The following is a 22,792-nucleotide window of genomic DNA, read 5'->3' as shown; positions in this document are numbered from 1 at the left end:
ACAGGAATGGTTGAGCTGACCGGAGTGCTCGGGGTCGCGATGGTCGCCCTGGGGATGGTGCTCACCCCCGGCCCGAACATGATCTATCTCGTCTCCCGGAGCATCACCCAGGGCCGACGGGCGGGAATCGTCTCCCTCGGAGGCGTTGCCGTCGGGTTCCTGGTCTACCTGCTGGCGACGAACCTCGGCCTCTCGGTGGTCTTCATCGCGGTGCCCGAGCTGTACGTCGCGGTGAAGCTGGCCGGTGCGGCGTACCTGGCCTACCTCGCCTGGACCGCCCTCAAGCCCGGGGGCGTCTCCGTCTTCGCGCCCCAGGAGATGCCGCACGACTCCCCGCGCAGGCTGTTCACGATGGGGCTGATGACGAATCTGCTCAACCCGAAGATCGCCATCATGTACCTCTCCCTCATCCCGCAGTTCATCAACCTGGACTCGGGGCACGTGCTGTTCCAGGGGTTCGTGCTGGGCTCCGTCCAGATCGTGGTGGCCCTCACGATCAACCTGAGCATCGTCCTGGCCGCCGGATCCATCGCCATGTTCCTGGCCCGTCGGCCCTCCTGGCTCAAGGTGCAGCGCTACATGATGGGAACGGCCCTGGGCCTGCTGGCCGTCTCGGTCGCCTTGGACACCTCGATGCCGGCCAGTTCGAGCTGATCCCGAAGAACGATCGCGGTGAGCTGTTCGGCGTGTTCTTGGAGGGAGCGGACGCCGACGTCGCCGCCGTTGAGGGCGTCGATGCCCTGGACGGCCGCGGCGAGTGCCTGGACCGTGGTCAGGCACGGGACGGAGCGGGCGACGGCGGCGGTGCGGATCTCGTACCCGTCGAGGCGGCCGCCGGTGCCGTAGGGGGTGTTGACGATGAGGTCGACCTGCCCGTCATGGATGAGCTGGACGATCGTCTTCTCCCCGCTCGGGCCCTCCCCTTCGGACTGCTTGCGCACGATCGTGGCGTTGATCCCGTTGCGCTTGAGGACCTCGGCGGTGCCGGAGGTGGCCATCAGCTCGAACCCGTGCGCGACCAGCTCACGCGCCGGGAAGATCATCGAGCGCTTGTCCCGGTTCGCCACCGAGATGAACGCCCGCCCGGAGGTGGGCAGCGGCCCGTAGGCCCCGGCCTGCGACTTGGCGTACGCGGTCCCGAAGACGGAGTCGATACCCATCACCTCACCGGTGGAGCGCATCTCCGGCCCCAGCACCGTGTCCACACCCCGCCCGTGGATGTCCCGGAACCTCGACCAGGGCATCACGGCTTCCTTGACGGAGATCGGCGCGTCCAGCGGCAGGGTGCCGCCGTCACCGGTCTTCGGCAGCAGCCCTTCGGTGCGGAGGTCGGCGACGGTCGCGCCCAGGGAGATCCGGGCGGCGGCCTTGGCCAGGGGAACAGCGGTCGCCTTGGAGGTGAAGGGAACCGTGCGCGAGGCGCGGGGGTTGGCCTCCAGGACGTAGAGGATGTCCCCGGACAGCGCGAACTGGATGTTGATCAGCCCCCGCACCCCGACACCACGCGCGATGGCCTCGGTGGAGGCGCGCAGCCGCTTGATGTCGAACCCGCCCAAAGTGATCGGGGGCAGGGCACAGGCGGAGTCGCCGGAGTGGATGCCGGCCTCTTCGATGTGTTCCATGACACCGCCCAGGTAGAGCTCGGTGCCGTCGTACAACGCATCGACATCGATCTCGATCGCATCGTCCAGGAACCGGTCCACCAGGACGGGGCGGGTGGGGCTGATCTCGGTGGACTCGGAGATGTAGGAGGCCAGGCGGGCCTCGTCGTACACGATCTCCATACCCCGCCCGCCCAGCACATAGGACGGCCGGACCAGGACCGGGTAGCCGATCTCGTCCGCGATCGCCTTCGCCCCGGCGAACGTGGTCGCCGTCCCGTGCTTCGGGGCCGGGAGCCCTGCCTCGGCGAGGACCTGGCCGAACGCGCCACGGTCCTCGGCCGCGTGGATCGCCTCCGGGGACGTGCCGACGACGGGCACCCCGTTGTCCTTCAGCGCCTGCGCCAGACCCAGCGGCGTCTGACCACCCAGCTGCACGATGACCCCGGCGATCGGACCGGCCAGGGATTCGGCGTGGACGATCTCCAGGACGTCCTCCAGGGTGAGCGGCTCGAAGTAGAGCCGGTCGGAGGTGTCGTAGTCCGTGGAGACCGTCTCCGGGTTGCAGTTGACCATCACCGTCTCGTACCCCGCATCCGACAGCGCGAAGGAGGCGTGGACGCAGGAGTAGTCGAACTCGATGCCCTGCCCGATCCGGTTCGGCCCCGACCCCAGAATGATCACCGCGGGCTTGGTGCGGGGGGCGACCTCGGACTCCTCGTCGTAGGAGGAGTAGAAGTACGGCGTCTTCGCCGCGAACTCCGCCGCACACGTATCCACCGTCTTGTACACCGGCCGAATCCCCAGCGCATGCCGCACCTCGCGCACCACATCCTCGCGCAGACCCCGGATCTCACCGATCTGGGCGTCGGAGAACCCGTGCCGCTTCGCCTCCGCCAGCAGCTCAGGCTCCAGCTTGTCCGCAGCGGCCAGCTCGTCCGCGTACTCCTTGACCAGGAAAAGCTGATCCACGAACCACGGGTCGATCTTCGTCGCCTCGAAAACCTCCTCCTGCGTCGCACCGGCCCGGATCGCCTGCATGACGGTGTTGATCCGACCGTCCGTGGGGCGTACGGCCTCTTCCAGCAACTCCTTCTTGTCCCCGGTGGGGCCGGTGAAGGCGAACTGGGAGCCCTTCTTCTCCAGCGAGCGCAGCGCTTTCTGGAGGGCTTCGGTGAAGTTCCGGCCGATCGCCATCGCCTCCCCCACCGACTTCATCGTCGTCGTCAGGGTCGAGTCGGCGGAGGGGAACTTCTCGAACGCGAACCGCGGAGCCTTCACCACCACATAGTCGAGAGTCGGCTCGAACGACGCCGGGGTCTTCTCCGTGATGTCGTTCGGAATCTCATCCAGCGTGTACCCCACCGCCAGCTTCGCGGCGATCTTGGCGATCGGGAAACCCGTCGCCTTCGACGCCAGCGCCGAGGAGCGGGAAACCCGCGGGTTCATCTCGATCACGATGACCCGCCCATCCACCGGGTCGATGGCGAACTGGATGTTGCACCCACCGGTGTCGACACCCACCTCGCGGATGATCGCAATCCCCACATCGCGGAGCCGCTGGTACTCGCGGTCGGTCAGCGTCATCGCCGGGGCGACGGTGATGGAGTCGCCGGTGTGCACGCCCATGGGGTCGAAGTTCTCGATGGAACAGACGACCACGACATTGTCGTTCTTGTCCCGCATCAGCTCCAGCTCATACTCCTTCCACCCCAGAATCGACTCCTCCAGGAGCACCTCAGTGGTCGGAGACAAGGTGAGGCCCTGGCCGGCGATACGGCGCAGCTCCTCCTCGTCGTGGGCGAACCCGGAACCCGCGCCGCCCATGGTGAAGGAGGGGCGCACGACGACGGGGTAGCCGCCGAGGGTGTCAACGCCCTTGATGACGTCGTCCATGGAGTGGCAGATCACCGAGCGGGCGGACTCGCCGTAGCCGATCTTCGCCTTCACCGCCTCGACAACGCCCTTGAACAGGTCGCGGTCCTCGCCCTTGTTGATCGCCTCCACATTCGCGCCGATCAGTTCGACACCGTACTTCTCCAGCACCCCCTGCTCGTGCATGGAGATCGCCGTGTTCAGCGCGGTCTGGCCGCCCAGGGTGGGCAGGAGGGCGTCAGGGCGCTCCTTCGCGATGATCTTCTCGACGAACTCCGGGGTGATCGGCTCCACATAGGTGGCATCGGCGATCTCGGGGTCGGTCATGATCGTGGCCGGGTTGGAGTTCACCAGAATGACCCGCAACCCCTCCGCCTTCAGGACGCGGCAGGCCTGGGTACCGGAATAGTCGAACTCGGCGGCCTGGCCGATGACGATCGGACCCGAGCCGATGACCAGGACGGACTGGATATCGGAGCGCTTAGGCACGCTGGCCCTCCATCAGAGAAACGAAACGATCGAACAAATACGCGGCATCGTGCGGGCCGGCAGCCGCCTCCGGGTGGTACTGCACGCTGAAGGCGGGGCGGTCCAGGAGCTGGAGACCCTCCACCACCTGGTCGTTCAGGCAGACATGGGACACCTCGGCGCGGCCGAACTCCGTGTCGGAGACCTTGTCCAAGGGGGCGTCGACGGCGAAGCCATGGTTGTGCGCGGTCACCTCGACCTTGCCCGTGGTGCGGTCCTGCACCGGCTGATTGATCCCCCGATGCCCGTACTTCAACTTATACGTACCAAAACCCAGCGCCCGTCCCAGGATCTGGTTCCCGAAACAGATGCCGAAAAGGGGCGTGGACCGCTCCAGGACACCCCGCATGAGAGCGACCGGGTGGTCGGCGGTCGACGGGTCGCCCGGGCCGTTGGAGAAGAAGACGCCATCCGGCTTGACCGCATACACCTCATCCAAAGTGGCCGTCGCGGGCAGCACATGCACCTCGATACCCCGCTCCGCCATCCGGTGCGGCGTCATCCCCTTGATCCCCAGATCCACCGCCGCGACCGTGAACTTCTTCGCCCCGATCGCGGGAACGACGTACGCCTCCTTGGTGGCCACCTCAGCCGACAGGTCCGCACCCGTCATCTCCGGCGCCTGACGCACCCGGGCCAGCAGCGTCCCCTCATCCGCGACCGCGTTCCCCGAGAAGATCCCGACCCGCATGGCACCCCGCTCCCGCAGATGCCGGGTCAGCGCACGCGTATCGACACCACTGATCCCGACCACACCCTGCGCCACCAACTCCTCGTCCAGCGTCCGCCGCGAGCGCCAGTTGGACGGCTTACGCGCAGGGTCACGGACCACATACCCCGACACCCAGATCCGCGCCGACTCCGGATCCTCATCATTCACACCGGTGTTCCCGACGTGCGGGGCCGTCATCACCACCACCTGACGGTGATACGACGGATCGGTCAAAGTTTCCTGGTAACCGGTCATCCCGGTCGAGAACACCGCCTCACCGAAGGTCTCCCCCACGGCCCCATAAGCACGACCGTGAAACACACGGCCGTCCTCCAGGACGAGTACGGCGGACGGGGGCGGACCTCCCCTGCTCCTGCCCCTCATCGATCCAGTCCGCAGACCACGCGCGCTCCCCGCTCCGGTACGCACTCCAACCGGAACTGGGATGCCGTCCTGAGGATCGCCTTCTCCACGTCACCACTCGATCCGCCCCGGAACCGGAACCGGGCGCCCACGTGCTCGTACCCGCCCACGCGCGGCACCACCTGGCCCACGGCCGGGATCACGGAGGTGTAGGGGCCCTCGTCGGGGGTCGGCGGTTCGGGGAGGTCCCAGGCCGTCACGCGGCAGGGGGCCGGTACGGGTGAAGGCACCAGCAGCCAGCCGCCCGTACGCCAGACGTCCGGTACGGGGAGTTCCGGGCGCCGGCCCAGCTGGACGTCGGCGGCGGCCCCGGCCAGGTCGATGCCGTGCACCTCCCGCCAGACGAACGGGATCTCCGCCCCGCCGACCCGGTACCCCGCCTCCAGGAACTGGATCGAGGGTGAGCCGTCAGGCGACGTTCCGACGAACGCCTCCAGGTGGAAGACCCACGGCTCCGGGCCGAGCGCCCCGGCGACCCGGGAGGTGAACTCGCCCAGCGGGGCCAGGAGTTCGGGGTCGTCCACCTCGACCGAGCCGAGCGCCTCGCCCTGGGTGAAGTCCACGCAGGTGTTGACGTACCGGGAGGCTCGCCAGGGGCCCAGTTCCTCGCCGGTCCACAGGCCGTCGATGTGGAAGATCGGGTCGGCGCAGAACGCCTGGACCAGGCGCGGTTCCGGGGGTGAGGTGCGCAGCAGCGGCAGGTCGGCCTCGGAGTCGAGGCGTACGACACCCCGGCTGGCGGTGCCCCGGCGCGGCTTGACCACGACCGGCCAGCCGTGGTGTTCGGCGAAGGCCCGGACCGCTGCCTCGTCGGGGGCGTCGGCGAAGGCGGGGGCCGGTATCCCGGCCTCGGCAGTCACCTGGTTCATGGTGAGCTTGTCCCGGAAGCGCGCCAGGGCGTCGGGGGTCTGGCCGGCGCAGCCCAGCCGCTCACGGACGACGGCTGCGGTGTCGAGGTCCCCTTCGTTGAGGGCCACCACGCGCTCGGGCACACCGAAATGGGTTCGCAGCTCGGTCACCGCGCGCCAGACGGCGTCGAGGTCGTCGGTGGCCGGGACCGTACGGGCGGCCGCCGCGCCGCCGGGCACGGAGTCGAGGGCCAGTTCCGTGGTCACGTAGGTGACCCGGTGGGTGCGGTGGTCGACGTACTCCTCGTAGTGGGCGTGCCGGTCACGCCAGCGGTGGATGACGATGATGTGACCGCTGGGTTCGCCGTGTCCGCTGGGTTCGCTGTGTTCGCTGGGTTCGCTGTGTTCGCTGGGTTCGCTGTGTTCGCTGGGTTCGCTGTGTTCGCTCATGCCTGATCGGCTCCGGTGGCCGACAGGTCCCGGACCCGGCCCACCGCGAAGGTCGCGGAGACCACGGCGGCCCGGGCCGAGCCGAGTGCACCGCGGGCCGCGTCCAGGTCGCCGTCCGGGAGCTGGCCCACGATGTCGGTGGCGCAGTCGATCAGGTGGAGCGCGGCGCGGGCGAGGGGCTGCTCGCTGCTGTACCGCTCCTCGACCAGTTGGCGGACGGTGTGCAACTGGGCGACGGGGTCCGGCCGGGACCCCTCCGCCACGACGGGGCAAATGATCGTGTTCATGGGTGAGTCCATCCCAGGAGGCAGGAGGCAGGGGCGACGTGGAGAGAAGGTGGGCCGGGCGGACGGGGCCTCGGGCGGAGGTCCCGGCCGCCCTGGCTTTCGGGGCGCGAGGCCGAGCAGGCCCCCGAAGGCCGCTCCGCCCTCAGCTCGTCTTGAAGCGGATCCGGTCGTTCGTCGCCTCGCACTTGGCCACGGCATCGTCCGCGTCGCGCCCGGAGGCGATGACGTACCCGGAGACGCAGTCGGCGACGGTCAGCAGCGGGGGCACGGTCTCCCCGACGCTCTTGCCGATCACCGCCGCCACCGCCGTATCGACGAACTCGTCCAGGTACGGCAGGAAGACGTACTGCTTCTCGTCCTTCGGGACCCGGCGGATGGCGTCGGCCGCGTCGTCGTCCACCTCGATCGCGTCGACCGTGCCCGGCTCCGGTGTGAAGAAGCGGACCGCGGCGCCGCCCAGCGGCTCGGGCGAGGTCTCCGGCAGCTCGTCGATGCCGAGCGGGACCGTGAGGAACATCCGGTTGAGGTTGAGGCCGAAGGCGCGGCGGACCAGCTCGGGGGCGCCGCTGCCGGCCAGCCGGGCGTGGGATTCGAGGACACGAGGGCCCTTGGGGGTGAGGACGAACTCGCTGTGCGAGGGCCCTTCGGTGAGGCCGACGGCGTCCAGCAACTTCGGTGTGAGCTCCCGGAGTTCGGTGAGCCACGGGGTGGCGTACCGGCTGGGGGTGCTGACCTCCCACTCGACGTACCGCTCGTTCATGCGGTACTCGGAGTAGCCGATGGTGAGGTGGCGGCCCGCGTGCGAGAAGGAGTCGACGCTGACGACGGGGCCGTCGAGGTACTCCTCGGCGATGACGGTCGAGATGTCCGCCGCCTGGAGCGCCTGCCAGGCCTTCGCGGCGTCCTCGGGTCCGTCGACGGGGTGGATGTGCAGGCTGGCGACGCCGTCCACCGGTTTGACGATGATCCGGTCGCCGACCTCGGCCCGGAACGCGGCGATCTCGTCCGCGCTGTGCACCATGCGGTAGCGCACGGGGCTGATGCCGTGCTCGTCCAGCAACTTCCGCGTGAGCGCCTTGTCCTTGAGGGCGCGGGCGGTGAACTCGCTGACGCCGGGCAGGCCGAGGGCGTCCACGACGAAGCCGGTGGACTCGGCGGCCGGTTCGGTGGTGGTGAGGACTCGGTCGAACGGGCTCTCGGCGTGCAGCGGCTTCAGGAGTTCGAGGATGGCCGGGCCGTCGTCCAGGGGGCCGTGGATGATGCGCTCGCAGTGCTGGCCGACGGCCACGTCGTAGGCGCCCTCCTCATGGACGAGAACGACGTCGATGCCGAGTTCCTTGGCTCCCGCGACCGGTGCCGGCCGGCCGCCGATGACTGCCACGCGGTACTTGCCCATGGGGTTCCCTTCGAGGTGGTAGGTGGTATGTGCGGTGGAACGAGGGGGAGTTGTCGTGCCGGTTCAGGCGGCGTAGCAGCGGCGGAGCCAGCGGGCCGTAGTGTTGGGGTGCGGGGTGAACGCCTTGCGGCGGTGCAGCACGCGGAGGTTGTCGAAGATCATGAAGTCGCCGGGCCGGAGGACGAGATCGGCCGACGGGATGTCCAGCAGGACTTCTCGCCAGCGTTCCAGCGCCTGTTGGGCGGCGGGGGTGAGGCCGGTCGTGGTGCCGCGGTCGTAGCGGGCGCGGTGGCGGCCGTCCGGGCCGGACTCCAGGACCGGGGTCTTCACCAGGGGGCCGATCGTCCCCTCGTCGTTGGAGTCGGGGGCGCCGACCTCGAACTCCGGTGCGGTGAGGGCGGATCGGGTCTCCTCGTCGAGTCGTACGACGACGTCGTCGAGGGCCGCGATCTCGGTGGGGATCCGCTCCTCGTTCCGTATGGCGAAGAAGGTGAGGTACGGCGGTGTGTAGAGCCGGGGGTCGGATCCGGGCGGGCCGAAGGGCTGGTGCGGGTTGTCGGAGTGCCAGAAGAACTCCGAGTCGGCGCCCCACGAGCTGGTCGTTCCGGAGGCCGCCGGGTTGGGCACCACATTGCGGATGAGCCGGCCGTCGTTCTCGTAACTCACCGCGAACGGCGTGCAGCCGAGGAGCCGGATCAGGCCCAGGTGGACCGCGTTGGTCACGGCGAGTTCGCTCTCGTCGGCGAAGCCGCTGACCGGGGTGGCGGGGAAGTCCTGGGTGGGCAGGTTGGACAGGAGTAGCGCGTGGGAGCCGGCCGCGGTGAACACCTGGCTGCCCTGGAGGATGTCACCGGGCAGATGGCGCCGCAGCGCGTACGCGCCGATCCCTCCGAGGATGGCGTCGTCGAGGTCGGAGTCGAGGCTGGTCTCCGACACCCTGGCCGAGATCTCCTTGCGCAACAGGTCCCGGGCGCTGTCCTCGACGCGGTACCGGGCGAACTGGAGCAAGCTGGTCATCGTCTGTCTCCGTTAGGTCGGTTGCACGCCCTCGTTGCATCGCTCAGCGGGCCGGTGAGGGAGCCGGCGCGTTCCAGTACGTGTCGGCGCGCCGGTTCCAGCGGCGGGCCAGGGGGTCGTGGGCCAGTCGGCTCAGCAGGCCGACGGGGGTCACGACGAGGTAGTAGGCGATGAGGAGCAGGAAGGTACGCATGGGTGTTCGTTCCGTCCGTTTCTCGTGGTGCCCATGTGGCGGCTTCTCTTGTTCTGCCGTGGCTGCTTCTCGTGTTCTCCCGTGGCGGCGGCGCAGGAGCGGGAAGTGGCCGGGCAGGGCGTTCAGTCGAGAGGGATCTCGTCGCGCCAGTCGGACGCTTCCGTCCAAGCGGGCTGTTCGCTCTTCTCCAGCAGGAAGTTGCCGAGCGCCAGCAGGTCGATGTCGGTCCGCATGAAGCACGTGTAGGCCTCCTGCGGGGAGTTGACGATCGGCTCGCCGCGTACGTTGAATGACGTGTTGACCAGGACCGGGCAGCCGGTGAGCGACTTGAAGGCGGTCAGCAGCCGGTGGTAGGCCGGGTTGCTGTGGCCGGTCACCGTCTGCACGCGCGCCGAGTGGTCGACGTGGGTCACGGCGGGGATGGTGGAGCGCCGCACCTTCAGCAGGTCCAGCCCCGAGGCTCCGGCGTCCTGGGCCTCCAGCCGCTGGGCGGCGGCGACTTGGGAGACCACGAGCATGTACGGGCTCTCCTGCGGCAGGTCGAAGTAGTCCTTGGCGTCCTCGGCCAGGACGGCCGGGGCGAACGGGCGGAAGGACTCTCGGAACTTGATCTTGAGGTTCATCGCCGACTGCATGTCCGGGTTGCGCGGGTCCCCGATGATGGACCGGGCGCCGAGGGCCCGGGGCCCGAACTCCATGCGCCCCTGGAACCAGCCCGCGATCTTCCCCTGGGCGAGCCCGTCCGCGACCTGCGCGGCCAGCGTGTCGCTGTCGAGTCGGCGGTACGGGATGGAGCGCGCGTCCAGGTAGGCGGCGATCTCCTCGTCGCCGTAGGCGGGGCCGAGCAGGGAGCCGCTCATCGCGTCGTGCCCCGTACGCACGTGGTCGCGGCGCGCGCCCCGTTCCATCGCGACGGCCTGGGCGGCGCCGAGGGCTCCCCCGGCGTCACCGGCGGCGGGCTGGACCCAGACCTCGTCGAAGATCCCGGCGTCGATCACCTTGCCGTTGGCCACACAGTTGAGCGCGACGCCGCCGGCCATGCAGAGCCGGGACTCCCCCGTACGCTCGCGCGCCGTCCGGGCGAGCCGGAGCACCGCCTCCTCGGTCACCGCCTGCACGGAGGCGGCGAGGTCGAACTCCCGCTCCGTGAGCGGGGATTCGGAGGTGCGGCGCGGCCCGCCGAAGAGCTTCTCGAAGCCGCGTCCGGTCATGACCTGGCCGCGCAGGTACGCGAAGTAGCGCATGTCCAGGCGGAAGGACCCGTCGGGCTTGAGGTCGATGAGCTTCTCGCGGATGAGGTCGGCGTAGCGCGGCTTTCCGTAGGGCGCGAGGCCCATGAGCTTGTACTCGCCGGAGTCGACCTTGAAGCCGCAGAAGTAGGTGAATGCGGAGTAGAGCAGGCCGAGCGAGTGGGGGAAGCGGAGTTCGGAGACGGGTCGCAGGTCGGTGCCCCGGCCGTGCCACAGGGTGGTCGTGGCCCATTCACCGACGCCGTCGATGCAGAGCACGGCGGCGGACTCGTACGGGCTCGGGAAGAAGGCGGAGACCGCGTGCGACTCGTGGTGGCGGCGCACCGAGAGCTGGGGGACCCGGCCCCGGCCCAGCGCGGCGAGTTCGGCGCGCACGGTGTCGGCGGTGCGCAGCTTGCCGCCGGGGCCGAGCCAGGCGGGCAGGGTGTCGCGGAAGGAGGCGAAGCCGGTGGGCGCGGCGCCCGCGAAGGTGGCCAGCACCCGGCGGAACTTCAGCCAGGGGTCCTCGTAGTAGGCGACGGCGGAGACGTCGGCCAGGCTCACGCCCTGCTCGTCGAGGCAGTACGCCACCGCGCGGGAGGGGAACGAGGGGTCGTGCCGCCGCCTGGTGAAGCGTTCCTCTTGGGCTGCGGCCACGGGTACGCCGTCGGCGATCAGAGCGGCGGCGCTGTCGTGGTAGAAGGCGGAGACTCCGAGAATGAGGTCAGACACCGCTGCGTTCCTCCGGCTGGGTTCGGATACGGGATCGTGGTGGGGGTTGCGGGACTCGCCGCGTCGTGGGGCCCGTCGGCCTCAGGCGGCTCACCTGCGGCGCCCCGTGAAGCGGGTGCGGCGGGCGGCGAGCCGTGCGCCGACGCTCCTGGGCGGGTTGAGCGAGCGGTAGCCCACCTGCACCCGGCTCCACACATCGGCCCGGGCGCCGGGCCCCGGTGCGTCGGGCAGCGAGGCGAGCAGGGTGTCCACGGCGTCGGCGGCCCAGGCGGAGTGGCCGGTGGCCACGTTGTCGATGGTGTTGTGGATGTCCACGAAGCGCGTGCTGAAGCCGTACGCCTTGAGTGCGAGGCGCGCCCGCCGGTAGGTGCCGCCGACGCCCGACAGCTCCATGGCCAGGTTCAGGCCGAGGACCTCCGGCAGGAAGGTCTGCGGGAAGCGCCCCACGCACAGCCAGTACACCGGGAGTTCGAGGGACTCCTCGCGGAAGCCGGGCCACTGCGCGAACGCGGCGGAGGCCGTCGGCGGCAGCTCCACCCCCATCTCCTTGAGGACATCGCGGTAGATGAGGGGGTGGTTCAAGTGCGGTTCGCCGTTGCCGAGTTCGTCCCAGTACGTCTCGAAGAGGGAGTGCCCGATCGCGGACGAGGCCTGCTCGTAGTCGGTGAACCCCTGGAGCCAGCTGCCGTCGATGAGGGTCAGCGGCGCCGTCTGTACGGTGTCGTCGACGACCGCCTCCTTCGATGGCAGGGGGATCGCCGCGTTCTCCTCGAACTCGACTCCGTGCCGGTCGTGTTGGGCCTGGAGCCAGGGCCGCAGCCCCTCGTGGCCCCACCGCTCCGGCAGCGGCATCGCCGTACGGTCCATGCCGTGACCGGAGCGGGCGAGCCAGCCGGCGACGTACTCCATGGCCCAGGAGCGGAGGGCCGGGGTGTCGGTACGGGTCATCAGCAGGTGGTACGCCTCACGCAGCCCGGACGGGGTGCGGCCCGGGGAGCGGGCGCCTGCCCGCAGGGCTCCGGCGACGGCGGCGAGGGGGTCCTGCGGTCCGGCGGCCGGGGAGGGCGTACGCGGCGGACGGGTGTCCCGTGCGGTCTCCGCCCCCGCCCCGTGGGGGTCGGCGGGCCGCACCGGCAGGGAGTCGATCCACCGCCGGATCACCGTCAGATCCTCCGGCGAGAAGACCCGGAACATCGGCCCGCGCTCGCTGACCAGTCCCCGTACGAGCGAACTCGCCCCGGAACGGCCGGGCTTGACCAGCTTGCTGCGCGCCAGGACGTCCAGCAGCGGCCCCGGATCGGTCCGGCACTCCGCAAGCCAGCGGGCCAGGGGCTTGCCCTCCAGCAGGAACTGGTGGTGGTAGACGGCGCCTTCACGCGACCGCAGCCGCATCAGATCGGCCATGTCGAACGCCGGGTCACCGGCCGCCACGAGCTCGGCGTGGAGCGCCTCGGACCAGTCGCGGAGGCCGGCCAGCATCCAGCGGAAGCCGGAGCGCACCGCGGCCGCCCCCCGCTCGCCCTCCACCGCGACCAGCGCGTCCACCGCCGCGCGGCACTGTTCGACGGGCAAGGGCCCTTCGGTGCAGCGCAGTTGGCCCGGGTCGAGGGCCGGCCATTCCGCCCCGGTCGGCAGCACCTCCCGTACCAGCTCCAGGGCGGGCAGCAGCCCGACGGCTCGCAGGCACAGATCGGCGCCGAGGATCTCGCCCCGGAAGTCGTCGGGGCGCCGGCTCATCGCCAGGAGCAGCGCCGGGAGGCGGAACGCCCCGTCCGGGATGCGCTGGTCGCCGGTGAGCCGGGCGGCCGGTGCCGCGTTCTCGGCGAGCCGCAGGCGGCGCAGCAGTTCGAGGTAGGCGCTGCCCCGGGAGGCCGCCGGGTGGCCGGCGCCCACGTCGGAGGCGTACAGGGCGAGGATGCGCAGCACGAGGGGGTCGTCGGCGTTGCCGGGGGCGCTGAGCCATTGCAGCCAGGCCCCGGACAGGAGTGCCAGCGGGGCGCAGCCGAGGACGGCCCGGCGGACCAGTACCTGGTGGTGGCCTTCGGGGCCTTCTTCGTCACCGGCCAGGGTGCGGTAGCGCTCGCGTTCGGCGGCCCCCCAGTCGGCGGCCTGCCGTACGAGGGCGTCGAGGGAGCCGTCGTCCGTGGCCGTGGCGTGGCGGCGCAGGACGGTCCGTACCTCCTCGACGAACCGGCCCTCGGGGAGGGACGCTTCCGGGTCCGTCGCGTACGCGTAGACGGTCCGCGCGGAGCCGCCGTCCCCCGGCAGCCCGTGCGGGCGGCCCGCCTGATGCTCTGCGGACAGCGTGGCCGTGGCAGCTGCCTGTTGGCTGTGCATCGTTCCCCTCTCTCGGTCGCGTGCTCTCGGTGGCGCGTGCCCTCGTCGCGTGCTCTCGGTCGCTGGCTCTCCGTCGCGTGCTTTCCGTCGCGGACGGTCAGAACATGGGGTAGATGGAGGCGTCGTTCTTGGGCTTCCGCCTGCGCCGGAACACTTTCGCGATGAGGTTTCGTACGAACGACATGGCTGAATAGCCCTCTCTTGCGTCAAGGGAGTTTCAAGGGAGTACAGGGCCGGACCGAATCGGATCGGGGCCGTTCAGGAAAGCCCGAGGGATTCGGCGAGGAGGCCGGAGACGATTTCCGTACCGTGGTCGGTGAAATGGGCGCGGTCCACATAGAGCCAGTCGTCGTCCTTGACGGAATCGGCGACCACGGGGCTCAGGTCCAGGAAGCGGATGTCCTGTTCCTTGCAGGCGGCCTGGAGCGCGTCGGCGTACCGGCGGCCGGTCTCCAGCGTGGCGATGTCGCCGTACAGCTCCCAGAAGTTGGAGATCCCGTCGAGCTCGCCGAAGATCGCCCTCTCCTCGCGCGGGCCGGACTCCCGCACCCAGGTCGCCAGGGGCTGTAGCACGTAGGTGATGCGGGCGCCGGTCCGCCCGGCGAGCAGGCGGAGTGCGGCGAGGTGACGGGAGGTCAGGTCGACGGCGTACGCGATCCGGTCCGCGAGCGGGGGCACCACATGCGGCTCTTCGCCCACCGCTCCGGGGCGCCGGCCGAAGCCCCGCCTGGGCTTGCGGTGGGAGGCGCGCAGCTCCTCCATCCGGTCGAAGTATTCACCGCAGTTGAAGAACCCGCCGTGGTCGCCGCGCTGGGCGTCGGGCAGCCGGCTGAGCGCGAGGTCGTTGAGGCCGGAGAACACGACGATCTCGTCGATCTCGGGGACCAGCTCCCGGTGCATCAGGAACAGCAGCAGCTCCTGCATCGAGTTGTGGCTGCGCCCGGCGAAGTTGAGCCAGGGGACGGAGGGCGCGTACCGGGTCCAGAGGCGCGACGCCATGGTGGCGGTGTCGGCGGTCGCCCCGATCCCGAACGGGGTGGAGCTGCCGGCCAGCAGCCGGACCGGGCCTTTGGGCGGATTCGCCACCGATGCCTGTTCACCGGAGCCGTGGGAGATCCTGAATCCCAGCCGGTCGGTGTTTATCGTCGCGGAGCGGTAGTCCGCCCGGTGGAAATACATCAGGTAGGGCAGGTAGCGGGTTTCCGCACGGTCGTCGAAATCGTCGTACCGCAGCATCTGGGGGGTCAGGAGTTCGCGCTGGGATTTCACGGGCAGGACGCTCCTCGATTCAGGACTCGCTCTTCCGACGGGCGTATCTCGTGCGCCGTACGTGACGAGCTTCGTCCGTCGGGAGTCCTGGATGAAGGGGGCCCGGTGGTCGGGAACCCGCGTTGCGCGTTCCCGAAGGGGGGACAGAGGCGACAAAGGCGTTCATGTGCGTGAGTGGGGGCTGTGTCGCTGCACAGCCCCCACTTATGCACGGAACATGACAACCGATTGGATGGACGATCTGGCGCCTCCGGCCGCAGCGCCCCGGCGAACGTGGCCCGGGCGTCGGCCCGTTCGCCACGCGACCGGCCGTAGAGGGCGGGCGGGAACGCGGTGTTATGGGTCTCCGCCGCCTCCAGGTGCGCACCGACCTCGGCCGTGAGGTGGACCGGCGCGAGCCGCCATCCTCCACGCGGTGGCCGAGGCCTTCGCCGGGGCGAGCGTGGCCGCGATCAGCAGTGGGCCGAGGTGCTGACCAAGGATCTGCGGGCCGCCGAGGAGCGGGATGAACTCGCACTGGACGCGGCCGTGGCGCGCTGGGCCCGCGTCCTGGTCAACGCGTGCACCGTGGCCCAGATGCAGGCGCAGTCGGCAACCGGACGCCAGGATCTGCCCGAGCGCATCGCGGAGATCTGGGAGCGCGTCCTGCCCGCGCTGGCACCGGCGGCGTACACGCCTCCGAGGGTGCGCCTGCGGCCGGACACGCCTCAGGGGGCGGGCCGACGGCGGATACGCCTCAGGCGGTGGGGGCCGTGGTCCCCTCCCCCGCCGCCTGTGCCAGCACGTCCGCGAGCCCTTCCGTCGTCAGCACCATGCTGACCGGGGCCGAGCTGTTGAGGCAGAGGCTGTGGCCTGCGGGGATGCGGGCGAGCAGATCGGTGAGCGGCAGCGTTACGGAGCCCAGTTGCCCGAGGCTACGGAGGTAGCGCGGGGAGGTGTAGACGGGGACCACCGCCGTGCCGTCGGGTGCCGACGCGCTCACCGGGTCACCGTCCGCCGTGACCGGCACCGCGACCTCGGCCCTGGCCAGGGCGGCGGTGACGTCCTCGGCGGGGCCGTAGCCGGTGGTGGCGAGCTGGACGGCCCGGTCCACCTCGTCGGCGGGCTCGGGCCACCCCATCGCCTCGGGCGACGGGCGGTACTCCGGGTTGTCCTCCCACTCGACGATCTCGCCCGCACGGTCCGAGCGCCACTGGCCGATGACGGCCCATTCCGGCGGCGGGCCCTCCCCGCGCCAGGCGGGGTCGGTCAGGTAGAGCCAGTGGTCGGGCGCGAGCCGGGCGGCCTCGACGAACTCCTCCGGGGGTGCGGGGTCCAGGGGGGAGATGGCGGGCTGGGCGCCGGGCTCACTCATCGTGTCCTCGTTCACTGGGGGTGCGGGAGTTCGGGGGTGCGGGTGGAGGCGGTGGTCAGGGAGCCGGGGCGGGTGTCCCGGTGCGGCCGGTCGGTCCGGTGCGCTCCTCGTCGCTCCGCGTGGAGCGGGGCAGCGGGGCCGGGACCGGGCGCGGGGCGTCCTCGGCCGAGGCGGGGTGCGCCGGGCGGGCCCGCTGCCAGGGGGCGGGCCCCGGGGTGGTGCCGTCGGCCGTCCGGTGCAGGGTGAGCACCGCGTCGCCGGTGTCACCGGTGCCGGAGAGGTCGACCGGGAAGCCGGTCCACCAGACAGTGCGGCCCAGCCTGCGGGCGATGCGGTCCGCGAGGTCGGCGGTGTCGGCGGCCGGGCCCGGGAGGGCCAGGACGATCGGTACGGTCAGCTCGGCAGGGGCCAACTCCAGGTCGGCGGCAAGGATTTCGGCGAACTCGTCGACCGTCGTCTCGTACGTGTCGCCGCCCCAGGACACCTCGACGAGATCGGGGTCGTCCGCATCGGCCCCGACCCGCACCAGATAGGGGACGGGCCGGTCCTTCCCCTGCGCCCAGGGCGCGTCCACCAGGCCCGACGGGGTACGGAACCGCGCCAGGTCCACGTCCTGCGCCAGGCCGTCGGTGTAGTCGCGGCCGGTGCCGTGCGACGCACCCTGCACCGTGTCGAGTGCGGTGTCGTCGTACGCACCGGCCTCCTTCAGCGCGTACGCCGCCGCGACGTCGGGGGCGGACGCCTCCCGGCCCACCGCGAAGGCCCGGGTCAGCACGTCGAGTGCCTCGGCGCGGCGGGCGTGGGCGGTGCTCGGGTCCGGCTCACGGTGAAGGACCCGGGCGGCGAACTCCCGCGCGTCCGGGCCCGTCCCCGGCAGCGTCTCCTCGGCCTTGACCCGCGCCCAGAACATCCGGGACATCTCCGCCTCTCCCACCTCGTCGGTGCGCAGGCGCAGGACGGCGGCGGCCTCGTCCTCCACATCCCCCTCCGCCAGCCACTGGGCGGCGGCCTCCACCGCGGGCAGGTCGACGAAGCTGACGAGCCCGTCGCCGGGGTAGCGGGCCCACTGCTCAGCGGCGGCGGCCAGCACCCGGCGGGCGGTCTGCCCGTCCACCCCGGCGGCGGCCTCCGGGTGTGCGGCGACGACCCGGTGGAGCAGGTCCAGCGTGAACGGGCCGGCCTCCTGGAAGTCGGAATCGCTGCGCCACATCTGGTCCACCGCCGCCGCGCCGCGCAGCAGGTCGTCGAAGTCCGGGTCGTCGTCGATGTCGTGGCCGAGGGTGAACCGCAGCGCCCGCACCAGGCGCAGCGTCGCCGTACGCATCTCGTCCGACACCTCGCCGTCGCCGGGGCTCACCCCGGCCACCTCCGCCAGCCGGTCCAGCTCGTCCTCGTCGGGTTCGGGCCGGGCCAGCGCCCAGGCCCTGTGGCGCCCCTGGGCATCGGCGAACAGGGTGCGCTGGTAACGGCCGTTGCTCCGCCGGGTGCCCTGGAGCCCGTAGGCGATGCGCACCGCGCGCCCGGTGGCGTTGGCCACGTGCTGGCCCATCGAGACGGTGGCCAGCGGGTCGGCGACAAAGGGGCCGCCATACGCGTCGGAGGCCGTGCTCGGCCTCGGTACGGCACTGTCGCCGGGGGCTCCGCTCCAGCAGACGACGAGGTCGACCCAGTGGTCCTCGGGCAGGGTCATCAGGCTCTTGCGGCGGCGCAGCCACGGTCCGGCCTCCCGCTCGTCGACGTCACGGGTGGTGCCGTCGCGCAAGGCCAGCGTCAGGCTGCCGGGAGAGCCGTGCAGGTCCAGCCGGTACGCGCGGTCCTCGGGACCCGGCCGCGGCAGGTCGTACTCGCCGGAGGTGCGGCCGGTGGCCGGGTGGTCGTGGACGAAGGTCGCCATACGGTCCAGGTGGCGGTCGTGCTCCTCGAAGTCCCGGGCGAACTCGGCGGGATGGTGGGAGGCCCGGCCGATCTGGCGGCCGCTGAGCGCGCTGACGAGGGCCCGGGTCACCACGTCGTGGTGCCAGTCGGGCCCGTCGTCGTCGGTGTCCGGCCCGAGCCCCGGCTCGCTGGCGATCCAGTCGCCCCGGGGGGTCTTCGGGGTGCGGACGACGTCGATGGTGCTCGGGTCCCCGGGGGCGGACTCGACGGTGATGCGGCCGCTGTGCGCCCACACCGTGCGGCCCGTGCGGTCGGCGAGCCTGCGGGGCAGGTCGAGGTAGCCGTCGGCGGCGAAGGGTACGGCGAGCACGATCGGCGTGTCCGGCGGCAGCGCCTCCCGGGCCAGGTCGGCCGCGACCAGCTCCACGAACTCCTCGACGCCCAGCTCCCGTACCGAGCCGTCCGGGAGCCGCGCCTCCACCCGGTCGTACCCGCCTTCTGCGGCCACCACGTACGGGGTCGTGGTGCCCGGCCAGGGGGCCGGTGAGGTGCTGACGACGTCGTAGCCGCCTGCGGGGTCCTCCTCCAGCAGATCGCTCCGGGTGGTGTCCAGCGCGATGACGTCGTCTGCCCCCCAGTTGAGGCCCGGTACGCGGCTGCCGCCCACGGTGAAGTGGTGCGCGCGGCCCGGCGCGGTCACCCCCAGCTCGGAGAGGTGGTACGCGGCCAGCGCGGCGAACCCGGTCGCCCGCCCGGCCGCCGTGGCCCGGCCCACCAGGCCGAACAGCTCCTGCCTGTCGTCCTGTTGGACAGTGGCCCCGGGGTCCAGGTGCAGGACGCGGCGGGCGATGGCGTCCACGTCCAGGGGGCGGGTCCGCAGCGCGCGGTCGCGGCGGCGGAGGCTGTCGAGTCTCTGCACCGCCGCCGCGTCAGGCGGCAGTCGGAGGGCGATGACCGCCTGGCGGCCCATCTCGGCCCGGCTCACCTGGGCGAGGGCACCGGTGCCCACCCAGTCGGCGGGCACCCGGGCCATGGCCCGTACGACGATGGGGAAGTCCTCGGCGGTCAGGCGCGGTTCGCCGACCGGCAGCTCCCGTTGCAGCCGCTCCAGTTCGCTCGCCAGCAGCCGGGTGAAGCGCTGGCGCGCGGTGAAGGCCCGCCGCCTTCCGGGCGAACCGGTGGGCGCCCGGTCGGGACCGACCTCGGCGCCGTAGCCGGTGACCTCGACCCGGGGCAGGGCCGCGCCCGCCCGCCGGTTGCGCAGACCGGTGGCCGCCACCTGGGCCGCGAGCAGCTCCAGGGTCCGGTCCCCCTGCGCGGACGGGCTCGTCTCGTCCCGCCCGTACGCGACCAAGGTCCGGGGCGGCAGGGGCTGGAGGGCCTTCACCGTGGCGGGGAGCGCGGGCGCTGTCGGTACGGAGGTGGACTCGACGCCCTCCATGGGGTCGCCGCCGACGGAACTGCGGGGGTTTCGGGGGGAGCCGGTGGCTGCGCCGTCCCGGGCGGGGCCGGTGAACGGATCGCTGTTCCGGGTGGGGCCGGTGGCCGTGTTGCTGTTACGAGGGGAATCGGCGGACGGGTCGCTGATCTGGGCGGGAGCGGTGAACGGGGCGCTGTTACGAAGGGATTCGGCGGACGGGTCACCACCCCGGGCGGGGGCGACAGCCGTGGCGCCGCCACGAAGAGAGCCGGCGGACAGGTCACCACCCCGGGCGGGGGCGACAGCCGTGGCGCCGCCACGAAGAGAGCCGGCGGACGGGTCGCCGCTCCGGGCAGGGGCGGCGGACAGGTCGCTGTTCGTGGCCGGCGTCGGCGCACCCGGGCCCGGTGCCCGTGTGGCAGGTACCGTCGGCACGCCCAGGTCCGGGGTGGCGGGGGCGGTGAACCGCCAGTCCGTGGCGCTGGGTTGGTTCATCGTGAAGAAGTCGGTTGCCAGCACCGGGAGTTCGCCCTCGGCCGCGTCCGGGGCGGACAGCTCCACCGGGGACGTGCTCCACCACACGGGACGGCCCAGCCTCCGGGAGACGGTCTCGGCGACCGCCGGGCTGGGGCCGCTGAGCCCGTCGAGGAGCAGCAGCACCGGCGTCGCAGGCGGGAGGCCCCGCAAGTCGGCGTCGGCGGCGAGCAGTTCGGCGAACTCGGCGGCCGTCAGCCGGTAGGAGTCCGCGCCCAGGGTCACCTGGACGTGGCCGCTGTCCTCCAGGTCGACCGAGGCCCGTACGGCGTAGGGCACCGGCCTGTCCTTGCCGGTCGTGTCCTGTCCGGCCCACGGCGCGTCCACCGTCGTGTCCGCGACCCGGAAGCTGTCCAGCCGGGGCAGCAGGTTCGCGAGGCCGCGCCAGTCCCGGCCGGAGCCGAACGCGGCGCCGACCGTGGTGAGCAGCGCGGGCGCCGCGAGGGCTCCGGCCGCCTCGACCGCGTACGCGCCCACCACGTCCGGGTCGGCCATGTTCCGGCCCGCCGCGAAGCCCTGGGTGAGCAGGGCGCGGGCCCGGTCGCGCAGGGCGTCGTCCAGCTGGATGGCCGGGTCGAGGCGGAGGGCGCGTACGGTCAGCGCGTCGGCGGCCGGGCCGGGGCCGGGCAGCGCCTCCTCGGCGCGGACCCGCGCCCAGAACATCCGGGTCCGGTGCGCGGGCGCGTCGGCGGGATCGGCGAGCCGCAGCGCGTCGACCGCCGCCTGGTCCACCGCCGCCGGGTCGGAGAGCCAGCTCGCCGCCGTACGCAGCTGCGGGAGCGGGACGAAGCTGCTCACCGGCAGGGCGGCGCCCGAGTCCCGCCACGCCTTCGCCGCATCGGCCAGCACCTGGCGGGTGATGTCGCCGTCGACGCCGCCCGCCGCGAGGGGATGTGCCGCGATCACCCGGCTGAGCAGCTGCGGCCAGAACGGGCCGGTGGGCTGGAGGTCCGGGTCGGCGAACCACATGTTGACGACCGCTGCGGCCCCGGCGACCAGCGCGGGGAAGTCGTCGGCCACGACCACGTCCGGTCCCATGACCAGCTTCAACGCGCGGACGACACGCAGTAGTTCGGACCGGACGTGCGGGGACGGCTCGCCCTGGAATCCGGCCTGCTCCGCCAGCCGGTCGAGTTCCGCGTCGTCCGGTTCCGGGCGGCTGGTCTCCCACCACCAGGGGCGTCCCTGGGCATCGGTGGCCAGCACGCGCACCGGACCGTCGCCGAACCGGACCACGCCCTGGGAGGAGTACGACAGCCGGGTGGTGCGCCGCAGTTGGTTCGCCAGGTGCTGGCCGAGGGAGAGGGCGTCGTCGCCGAGCGGGTCGGCGGTGAACGCCGCGGGCAGGGCGCCGTCGAGTTGGGAGACGTCCTGCGCGGAGCCCTCGCCCGGGGCCCCGGAGTGGCAGATCACCAGGTCGACCCAGTGGTCCTGCGGCAGGCTCACCAGGCTCTTGCGCCGCCGCAGCCACCCGGTCGCCTCGTCCCGGTCCACGGTCCGGCTGCCACCGTCGGCCAGCGGCAGGGACAGCCCGCCCGGCAGCCCGTGGCCCGCCAGCCGGTACGCCTTGTCCGCCGGGCCGGGGTCCGGCATCGGCCGCTTGTCGGAGTACGTGTTGGTCGCGGCGTCCCAGTGGACGTAGAAGGACATGCGGTCGAGGTCGCGGTAGCTCTCGCGCTCCCCGACGAGTTCGGCGGGCTCGTGGAAGCTCCGCCCGGTCTGCTCGCCGGTCCGGGAGCTGACGATGGGCTGGGTCAGCACCTCGCGGTGCCAGGCCGGGGCGTCGTCGTCCGGGTCCGGCGCCAGGCCGGGGCGGACCGGGAGCCAGGTGCCGTCCGGCAGGCCGTCCCGGTGGAGCACGGCGATGGTGTTCGTCGCGGTCGGGTCGGGGTTGCGCTGGGCCAGGCCGCTGTGGACCCAGACGGTGCGGCCGGTGCGCTCGGCGAGCTTGCGCGGCAGGTCCAGGTAGCGGTCACCGGCCGACGGCACGGCCAGCACGATCGGGGCCCGCTCCGGCAGCGGGTGGCGGGTCAGGTCGGCGGCGACCAGCTCGGCGAACTCGTCGGCGTCCAGCTCCCACGTGGTGCCGTCCGGCAGCTGCGCCGTCACCCGGTCGTGACTGCCCTCCGCCAGCACCGCGTACGGGGTCGTGTCCCACGGCCATGGCGCGATGTCCGCGTTCCCGGTGGGGGCGGGGGTGCCCGTCGGACCGGTGGTGAGCCGGTCCACGAAGAGGGCGTCGATCCCGGCGGTGTCGGCTCCGGTCCAGTTCAGGCCCGGCACCCGGTTGCCGCCGGCCGAGACATGCCGGGCCCGGTCGTCCGCGAGCAGGCCCTGCTCCTCCAGGTGGAAGGCGGTGAGCGCGGCCAGACTGGTGGCCCGCCCGGCGGCGATGGCCCGGCCGGTCAGGGTGAACAGGTCGCGCCGCATCTCCGGGTCGACGAACACCGACGGGCCCAGGTGCCAGATCCGGCGGGCGACGGCGTCCACGTCCAGCGGCCCGGAGCGGAGGTCCCGGTCGGTGCGGCGCAGCGCGTCCAGGGCGTCCAGGGCGGCGGCGTGACGCGGTGACGTGACGCCGATGGTGGCCTGGCGGCCCAGCTCTCCCCGGCCGATCTGCCCGGCCAGGTCCGCAGTGACCCCCTGGCCCGGCACCCGGCTCCGGCCCCGCGCCGTGATCGTGAAGTCCTGCGGCCGCAGAGGCGTGAACCC

At 72.0% G+C, this 22,792-nt stretch carries 13 protein-coding genes (1 of these 13 running past the window's edge); 1 reads left to right on the top strand and 12 read right to left on the bottom strand.

The features are described from left to right. The first annotated feature begins 6 nt into the window (after positions 1 to 6). Complete coding sequence (locus GTY67_RS27885) at positions 7 to 654, top strand: LysE family translocator (protein ID WP_093686234.1); 648 nt, start codon at positions 7 to 9, stop codon at positions 652 to 654. Here GTY67_RS27885 and carB read toward each other — a convergent pair. The 12 genes from carB to GTY67_RS27830 form a co-directional block, all read right to left on the bottom strand. After that, a complete protein-coding gene (gene carB / locus GTY67_RS27880) occupies positions 576 to 3,965 on the bottom strand; it encodes a carbamoyl-phosphate synthase large subunit (RefSeq protein WP_161280680.1) in 3,390 nt (1,129 codons plus the stop codon). The two genes, GTY67_RS27885 and carB, sit on opposite strands and share 79 nt — an antisense overlap. After that, a complete protein-coding gene (gene carA, locus GTY67_RS27875) occupies positions 3,958 to 5,100 on the bottom strand; it encodes a glutamine-hydrolyzing carbamoyl-phosphate synthase small subunit (protein WP_161281621.1) in 1,143 nt (380 codons plus the stop codon). Before carA ends, carB begins: the two co-directional genes overlap by 8 nt. Further along, positions 5,097 to 6,437 (bottom strand): biotin carboxylase, encoded by a 1,341-nt coding sequence (locus GTY67_RS27870; protein ID WP_237502935.1) that lies wholly within the window; start codon positions 6,435 to 6,437, stop codon positions 5,097 to 5,099. The genes carA and GTY67_RS27870 overlap by 4 nt, the downstream gene beginning before the upstream one ends. After that, a complete protein-coding gene (locus GTY67_RS27865; RefSeq protein WP_161280679.1) occupies positions 6,434 to 6,724 on the bottom strand; it encodes a nitrile hydratase subunit beta in 291 nt (96 codons plus the stop codon). Before GTY67_RS27865 ends, GTY67_RS27870 begins: the two co-directional genes overlap by 4 nt. Before the next feature lie 142 nt (positions 6,725 to 6,866). After that, positions 6,867 to 8,120 carry an ATP-grasp domain-containing protein gene (locus GTY67_RS27860; RefSeq protein ID WP_161280678.1) on the bottom strand — a complete coding sequence of 418 codons (1,254 nt, stop codon included), beginning with the start codon at positions 8,118 to 8,120 and terminating at the stop codon, positions 6,867 to 6,869. 63 nt (positions 8,121 to 8,183) lie between these two features. Further along, positions 8,184 to 9,137: a TauD/TfdA family dioxygenase gene (locus GTY67_RS27855; RefSeq protein ID WP_093692886.1), complete on the bottom strand. Its 954-nt coding sequence runs from the start codon at positions 9,135 to 9,137 to the stop codon at positions 8,184 to 8,186. A gap of 43 nt (positions 9,138 to 9,180) precedes the next feature. Continuing rightward, on the bottom strand, positions 9,181 to 9,330 hold the full coding sequence (locus GTY67_RS34700) for a hypothetical protein (RefSeq protein WP_202462369.1): 150 nt from the start codon (positions 9,328 to 9,330) through the stop codon (positions 9,181 to 9,183). A 122-nt stretch (positions 9,331 to 9,452) separates the two neighbouring features. Then, positions 9,453 to 11,291 carry a carbamoyltransferase gene (locus GTY67_RS27850; RefSeq protein ID WP_161280677.1) on the bottom strand — a complete coding sequence of 613 codons (1,839 nt, stop codon included), beginning with the start codon at positions 11,289 to 11,291 and terminating at the stop codon, positions 9,453 to 9,455. 90 nt (positions 11,292 to 11,381) lie between these two features. Then, positions 11,382 to 13,628, bottom strand: a complete 2,247-nt coding sequence (locus GTY67_RS27845; RefSeq protein WP_161280676.1) for an iron-containing redox enzyme family protein — start codon at positions 13,626 to 13,628, stop codon at positions 11,382 to 11,384. Between the two features lie 258 nt (positions 13,629 to 13,886). Then, positions 13,887 to 14,897 (bottom strand): Inducer of phenazine A, encoded by a 1,011-nt coding sequence (locus GTY67_RS27840; protein WP_161280675.1) that lies wholly within the window; start codon positions 14,895 to 14,897, stop codon positions 13,887 to 13,889. Positions 14,898 to 15,633: 736 nt separating this feature from the next. Continuing rightward, positions 15,634 to 16,251 carry a type VII secretion system-associated protein gene (locus GTY67_RS27835; RefSeq protein ID WP_161280674.1) on the bottom strand — a complete coding sequence of 206 codons (618 nt, stop codon included), beginning with the start codon at positions 16,249 to 16,251 and terminating at the stop codon, positions 15,634 to 15,636. 55 nt (positions 16,252 to 16,306) lie between these two features. Further along, a protein-coding gene (locus tag GTY67_RS27830) for a lonely Cys domain-containing protein (RefSeq protein ID WP_161280673.1) crosses the window boundary here: on the bottom strand, positions 16,307 to 22,792 show its end. It continues 25,398 nt past the right edge of the window; the window shows 6,486 of its 31,884 coding nt (coding positions 25,399-31,884); the start codon falls outside the window, past its right edge; its stop codon occupies positions 16,307 to 16,309.

Origin of the sequence: Streptomyces sp. SID8374 (genome assembly GCF_009865135.1) — a bacterium.
Taxonomy (GTDB): Bacteria; Actinomycetota; Actinomycetes; order Streptomycetales; family Streptomycetaceae; genus Streptomyces.
The sequence above is the reverse complement of the archived record's forward strand: the minus strand, read 5'-3'. Positions and strand labels throughout refer to the sequence as shown.